The sequence below is a fragment of the Marinagarivorans sp. genome, assembly GCF_982758155.1.
In genome coordinates this window covers 1-6,514 of the sequence record NZ_CEXWTU010000257.1, presented here as the reverse complement: position 1 = coordinate 6,514, position 6,514 = coordinate 1, and the positions used below count along the sequence as shown (strand labels likewise).

Here is a 6,514-nt window from a genome sequence, read left to right as displayed (position 1 = left end):
AATAGCAGCTACCAGCGGGGCCGAGCGCCCACATTCCCCTTAAGCAAAATGATTGCCGGCTGGCGCACAGCCATTCCCCTGATGATGGAAGGCGATACCTGGGAGCTTTACGTACACCCTCAGCAAGCCTATGGCAGCAAGGGCTCAAGACCGAACATCCCTTCTAATGCGGCCATGAAATTCACCGTAAACCTGATCAAAGCCGACAGCTGCCAGCACGCCTTTCAGCGCCGCTAATCATCCAAAAATCCGAGTGGATTCGTAAATTCACTCGATGTTCAGCCACAACAGGCTAAACTTAGACTACCGTTTTGAAGAGACGCATAAGCTCATTAGTAACAGAACAATTTAGAGTCTTGAATCTGCCAATCTTAAACATACATCCTTGGAGAATCACATGAAAACGCTTGCGATTGCAGCACTCCTTACCTCCGCTACCCTTGCCGCCCCTGTTATGGCGGGTGATGCCGCTGCAGGTAAAGCCAAAGCCATAATTTGCGCGGCTTGCCATGGGCCAGTGGGCAAAGCCGCCATTCCGACTTACCCCAATATTGCGGGGCAAAACGAGCAGTATATAAAGCTCGCCATCAAAGCCTATAAAAGTGGTGGCCGCTCAGGCGGCCAAGCGGGCATTATGACGGGCATTGCCGCCAGCCTAAGCGATGCCGATATTGAGAACGTGGCCGCCTATTACTCAGGTTTATAACCCAACTAGGTAACTACGCCCCCGCCCTCTAAAAGCCCAGCAAATACATGCTGGGCTTTTTTTTGCCCTCCACCTTATGCGTATACTCCATTTTATGCGTTAATGGCCAAGTGATACTAACGCGCACGCTACAATAGCGACCTCAATAACATTACATTTTGACAAGGATATTCCATGCAACTTTTTGGCTCTTTCACCTCTCCTTATGTTCGCCATGTTCGCATTGCGCTATTACAAACCGGCACCGCGTGTGAATTTATTGAAACCGACGCCAAAGGCTCTGCCGTTCAATCGCCGACAATGAAAGTTCCTTTTTTACACGACGGCGATGTAGAGCTAACCGACTCCACCTCAATCCTGCGCTACATTCGCGAACAAGCCGGCCACACCTTTTTGCCCAGCGTTTATGGCTTAGATATATTCTGTTTGGCAAACACGTTAATGGATAGCGCAATCAATATTTTCTTATTAGAGCGCAACGGCCTAGACACCCAATCAAACCCTTATTTCGACCGACAACGCGCACGCATTGAAGCCGGCTTAGATCACCTCGAAAAAATTGAGATAGGCACCCAAACCTTAGACCTTGATGCAAAATTGCGCCTCGAGTGTTTTTTAACCTGGGGCACTTACCGTGAACGCTTCAGCTTGGCTAACCGCCCCTATTTGCAATCGATTGTTAGCGCAGCGAATAACGATGCCCACTTTGCACAAACCGCACCACCTGTGGGTGCTTAAGGGATTTTATGAATGGGCCGACATGGACGTCAATGCCGTTAACTTAGCGGCAGCCGATAATTTTTCTGGACTCGCACGAGCCAATCCATGGGTACTCCGCACGCGCTCTGGAAATCCCGTTAGTATGTACTTTTTGTCCAGAATTTAGAGTGTGTGCCCCGTTAGTTCCCAAACCCAAGTTACCCCGATCTCATAAATTCCCATTATCATCCCACCCAACTCAATCCTACAAAGAGGGAATGAGAGCTTTTGGTGGCAGTCGCTCTAAGGGGCGCAAGCATGCTGGGTGTGACATATACGCGCCTATTGGAACAGCGGTATATGCAATGGCAGATGGAGTCATTTTGAAACCCCGTTATGCCTTTTATTTGGGTACCTTCGCTTTAGAGGTTAAGCATGACGAATTTATTGCAAGGTATGGCGAGTTAGGAGGGGCAGGGCCAAAACTTGAAGTTGGTAGCATCGTTAAGCGCGGAGATCTAATAGGCTATGTTGGTAAGCTTCGGGGGCTTAATATGTCGATGCTTCACTTGGAGCTATATTCAAGTAAGACCGAGGGCGGGTTAACTAACCGAAGTAGTCCCCCATATATGCGAAGAAATGATTTAATTGATCCAACCCCCATTCTGGATAAGGCTGAATAGACGGTGCTTAAAATTAAACAATCCCTAACACTTATTGCCTCGCTATTAATTCTGATTAATTGCTCAGAGGGCCAAGCCCCATTGGCTGACGTGCCGCTCACAGGGCAAAGTTCATCCGTTTCTTTTGAGCTTGAGAAAATACTTAATAACACCGAAGAATCTAGCAGTTTACCCACCAAAGCCGACTTAAATGGGGATGGTCTCGTTGATAAGATATTTTGGGGGCGACGAAATTCAAATGCGCCTTTGTCTGGCGTTACGCCAGTGAGCTTATGGGCGAAATATGCAGAGGTCACGCATGGTTCGCTTCGCGCGATTGGCGTTTATTATGGCGGTGACCTCGGTGATTTCCTTATTTATGATATAAACGATACATCCGTTTTGGATGCTGATGCGGCCCTATCTGTTAAAATTATTCAGCATAAAAACGTAGACTTAATTGATGAAGCTATTATCAGCGAACGGGCCAAGGGTGATGTTATTGTTATTCCCACTGAGGCTGGGATTGATACTTTTATATTTTGGAATGGCTTAGTTTTTGAGCTTTATGAGCCTTTGGATTATCCATAATATTTCGGGTATAGCTCATTAGTGTCACAGCAACAAGATAGCGGGACAGGCACTCACTTTAAGCAGCTTTAGTTGTTAATCTACTTTTCATATGCAAACCAATTGAGAAATTCAAGACCACAAACCGCTAAGGCTATGCCCTAGCGGTTTTTTTTAGCCTAGTCTTTTCCAGCTCGGTGGCCGTTCCGGTCCAGCCACAATAACCGAGGACAAATAACCGAGGACAGGCATTCGCTTTATTCCAGCACAGAGCGGATATCGCCAGCCACTATTCACAATCAAACCGATTGAAAATAGTGAGCCGTTTAATTTAACTTATCGGCTCATAAAATGATATATAATGAGCCGATAAGTTAAATTAAACGGCTCACCTCCATGAAATACTGCTGGCAACACTCCGATTGGCCCAACTTTACCTACAACGATCAAGAAATACGGCATACGCTGTATTCGTATGCTTTAGAGTCTGGCCGACTATCTGGAGGCATAGGGCAGTTAAAAGAAAGCTTACAAAATGAGGCGTACCTAGACCTTATGGTCAATGAAGCCGTAAAGACTAGCCAAATTGAAGGTGAAATGCTTAATTCTGAAGACGTACGCTCCTCTATCAAGAATTTCCTCGGGCTGAGCAACCCTCCAACTCGAGTATTGGACCCCAAAGCTGAGGGGATATCCGCACTGATGGTTGACCTTCGAAAGACGTACACCGAACTATTGACTAAGGAAAAACTGTTTCACTGGCATCAAATGGTGTTACCTCCCGAAGATAAAAGCCTTTTAAAGCCAAACATACGAATTGGGCAATGGCGAACAACAGAAAGCCCCATGCAAATCGTTTCAGGCCCGATAGGTTATGAAACCGTACATTACGAAGCCCCGCCATCCCATCGAGTGGATGAAGAAATGGAGCGCTTCCTTAAGTGGTATAACAATAGTTGCCCGCTTAATCCCGATAGAAAAGAAAACCTTTCTGGCCCTGAACGATCTGCAATTGCGCACCTCTGGTTCGAGTCCATCCATCCGTTTGATGATGGTAATGGTCGTGTAGGTCGAGCGATTGCTGAACAGGCATTAGCACAAGACGCCCGCGGGCCGGCATTACTCAGCTTATCATCAGCTATCGAGCGCAATAAAAAGGAGTATTACGAGCAGCTACACCAGGCAAGTAAGCCCGATATGGATGCTACACCTTGGGTGAATTGGTTCTGCGTCACTGTTATGCAAGCGCAGAAAGAAGCCGCATATAAGGTCCAATTTATTCTCCAAAAAGCGAGATACTGGAATGACCACGAAGGAAATGACCTGAATGCAAGACAGGCAAAAGCTATTAACAAGGTATTTAATGCTGGCATAGAAGGGTTTCAGTATGGAATTAGCGCCAAAAAATACATGGGTATGACGGGGTGCTCGAAGGCAACCGCGACAAGAGATCTGGCAGAACTTGTCCAGAAAGGTTGCCTCAGCCCACTGAAAAAGGTGGGCCGGAATGCGCGCTATGAACTGAACTTGAGAGTGGGTGAACTTAAACTAAATTCACAAGAAAAAACGTAGCCCCTAGAGTCGAAGATAAAGGAATTTTAGCTGAAAGTACTTTCCATGCACTCTCGCAAGCAAAAAAAGCGCGATGAATCACTTCAGCGCGCCTTTTTTGTTAAAACCGTTTTGCTTTAAATTGCCATTTTAGTTGTAATAATTCACATACATACCCATGCGCAATGCAGAATTATTATCGCGGTTAGCAAAACGTTTTACTTTAAAGGTGTAGTAACCCGACTGCGATGGCGTAAAGTTTACATGCTCAAAGGCGTTATCCCACGACATAGCGCTACCCACAAAGTTGCCGTTAGGGCCGTACACACTAAGATCTAAATCCATGCCTATGGCATGCGCATCGTTGCGATGGTTATAGGTATAAGTCCCGCGGTTCATCCAAGCTAACGCTACTCGCACTTTGTCCCAACTGCTTGAGATATACACTTTACGGGTTACGTAACCATCTTTACTGCCATCTAGCCCATCAAAGTAATTCCATGAATTATTACCACCCGACCACCAAGACCAATAGCCGCTGTATTGCGCACTTAAAAAGTCGATGCCGCCAACGCCAACTTTATCAAAACCACCGCCAATGGCGTCGGTTGAGCCCGCCATGATTTTGGCTTTAGCTAAATATGGGCGATATTTTAAGTAACTTGATGAGGACATCATATCCGCGGTAAAGGCTGCGGCGTGTGGGCAGGCCATACTGGTGCCTGTCATGGTGAAACCGCCTGCCGATATATTGGTACCCGGCGCTGAAATTTCTGGTTTATCGTTACCGGTATTACTGGGATCTAAAAATGAAGAGCCGCTATTAATATTATCGGAAGCACCCACATAATTACCCACCGCAATGGTGTTTAGCCCTTTAGCCGGTGCAATAGTATTGGCCGAACCGCTGCCTTCATTACCAGCAGCTACGTAGGATACCAAGTTATTACTATAAGCAAAGTTATCCCAATCGCGATCCAATGTTGTATAAGCACTACTGGCCGCACTGCCATTTGAGCGAGTCATAATATAAATGCGGTCGTTGCCGCCTACGCCATCCAAATCGCTATTTTTCGGTAATACAGCGCTACCGCGGCAATAGATGAACGCATTAGGCGAAACTGCGCGTAATATGCCACCCACATTCCTTGAATGGTTGGTTTCTGAACCCGCCAAGCGGTCGTAATTTTCTAAGCGCGACTCATTGGCACAACCGCTTTCGGTCATGTATATACCAATGCCATCGCCACGCTTGTTGCCAAACGGTAGCGCCCAGTTGGTAATGTTAGTATCAAGCATTGCATTTGCGACAACATCTTTTGGCTCTGGCGTAAATTCAACACCGACAATCGTTTTATCGCCGGCTTTATACAAACGCAATACTTGTTCTGCGGTTAATTCGGCCGTTAAGCCCTCGCCCGCTCTTGCGATAGACTCTTCAACGCCCTCGGCCTTGATTAACCCGTAATTCTGCGTCCAGACCATTAATAACTCTTGCCGCTTTTTATTTTGCGAATTTTGATTACGACGAATAACCTCTACCGACTTCTCACTGAAATTATCGAGCTCTTTAAGTGTTAACTGTTGACCATTGACTTCACTAAAAGACATTTCACCTCTAATAATTTCACCACTACCCACTTCGTTTGTCGTTGCTTCAGCCACGAAAATATCGAGTGCTATATCAATTTTTTGGGTACTTAAAATATCCCCTTGCGACACCAATTTTTTAGCCCATTGAATTACTTCAGGGTTGAACACGTGTGTTTCAGCACGTGGTACATCGCGCTCTGTAATTTCCTTACCGTCTGCATTCAATATTCTTTGATAATCATTGCCTTTAGCATCTATGCCTTTTACAAACGTGAACTTTTTACCGTTGATAACTTTAACTTTTGAATTTTCAAAGGTTGTAACTTGCGGTACCTTTATGGACTCAATCCTTGAAAGACTAACCACCGGATTCTTTGTAATAGTTGAAACCAAACTGGGTGAGACTTTTACCACAGATTTTGTTTGCGCAAAGCTTGAGCTGGCACTAAAACCAGTCGCCAAACTCATTGAGATAACTAACGCTTTTTGGGTGAAATTTTTGATGGTCATTTTAAGCTCCTCGTGTTGGGGTTCCCTGTGCGGAAGACAACGGCGCCTCCCTAGGCACGATCACTATATAACTGAGTAGTGATAATCAGCGGTGACGAATTACCCGTAGTTTTGTGAAATATTCACCGAATTAAAGCTATCGCTTTTGGGGCTAAGGGGCGTGCACTAAATAAGTTGCTGGAATTTGGGTTTGTGGGTGCTTGCTTGGCGAGGCGAAAATATG

General features: G+C 45.8%; 7 protein-coding genes. 6 read left to right on the top strand and 1 reads right to left on the bottom strand.

Features of this window, described 5'->3' with window-relative positions; genetic code table 11:
- The 6 genes from AC3A8L_RS18785 to AC3A8L_RS18760 form a co-directional block, all read left to right on the top strand.
- On the top strand, positions 1–237 hold a 237-nt coding region (locus AC3A8L_RS18785), incomplete at its 5' end, for an FKBP-type peptidyl-prolyl cis-trans isomerase (RefSeq protein WP_487963812.1).
- 160 nt (positions 238–397) lie between these two features.
- A complete protein-coding gene (locus AC3A8L_RS18780) occupies positions 398–706 on the top strand; it encodes a c-type cytochrome (RefSeq protein ID WP_487963811.1) in 309 nt (102 codons plus the stop codon).
- Positions 707–880: 174 nt separating this feature from the next.
- The gene (locus AC3A8L_RS18775) at positions 881–1,444 is read left to right on the top strand and encodes a glutathione S-transferase N-terminal domain-containing protein (RefSeq protein ID WP_487963810.1); all 564 of its coding nucleotides are present in this window, start codon (positions 881–883) and stop codon (positions 1,442–1,444) included.
- A gap of 239 nt (positions 1,445–1,683) precedes the next feature.
- Positions 1,684–2,088 carry a M23 family metallopeptidase gene (locus tag AC3A8L_RS18770; RefSeq protein WP_487963809.1) on the top strand — a complete coding sequence of 135 codons (405 nt, stop codon included), beginning with the start codon at positions 1,684–1,686 and terminating at the stop codon, positions 2,086–2,088.
- Between the two features lie 3 nt (positions 2,089–2,091).
- A complete protein-coding gene (locus AC3A8L_RS18765) occupies positions 2,092–2,658 on the top strand; it encodes a hypothetical protein (protein WP_487963808.1) in 567 nt (188 codons plus the stop codon).
- 375 nt (positions 2,659–3,033) lie between these two features.
- The gene (locus AC3A8L_RS18760; RefSeq protein ID WP_487963807.1) at positions 3,034–4,209 is read left to right on the top strand and encodes a Fic family protein; all 1,176 of its coding nucleotides are present in this window, start codon (positions 3,034–3,036) and stop codon (positions 4,207–4,209) included.
- Positions 4,210–4,338: 129 nt separating this feature from the next.
- Here AC3A8L_RS18760 and AC3A8L_RS18755 read toward each other — a convergent pair whose 3' ends face one another.
- Positions 4,339–6,291 carry a S8 family serine peptidase gene (locus AC3A8L_RS18755; RefSeq protein WP_487963806.1) on the bottom strand — a complete coding sequence of 651 codons (1,953 nt, stop codon included), beginning with the start codon at positions 6,289–6,291 and terminating at the stop codon, positions 4,339–4,341.
- Positions 6,292–6,514 lie beyond the last annotated feature (223 nt).

Excerpts from the sequence above, each read along its gene's own strand:
- AC3A8L_RS18780 (WP_487963811.1), top strand. The coding sequence starts at position 398 with ATGAAAACGCTTGCGATTGCAGCACTCCTTACCTCCGCTACCCTTGCC.
- AC3A8L_RS18775 (WP_487963810.1), top strand. The coding sequence starts at position 881 with ATGCAACTTTTTGGCTCTTTCACCTCTCCTTATGTTCGCCATGTTCGC.
- AC3A8L_RS18770 (WP_487963809.1), top strand. The coding sequence starts at position 1,684 with ATGAGAGCTTTTGGTGGCAGTCGCTCTAAGGGGCGCAAGCATGCTGGG.
- AC3A8L_RS18760 (WP_487963807.1), top strand. The coding sequence starts at position 3,034 with ATGAAATACTGCTGGCAACACTCCGATTGGCCCAACTTTACCTACAAC.
- AC3A8L_RS18755 (WP_487963806.1), bottom strand. The coding sequence starts at position 6,291 with ATGACCATCAAAAATTTCACCCAAAAAGCGTTAGTTATCTCAATGAGT.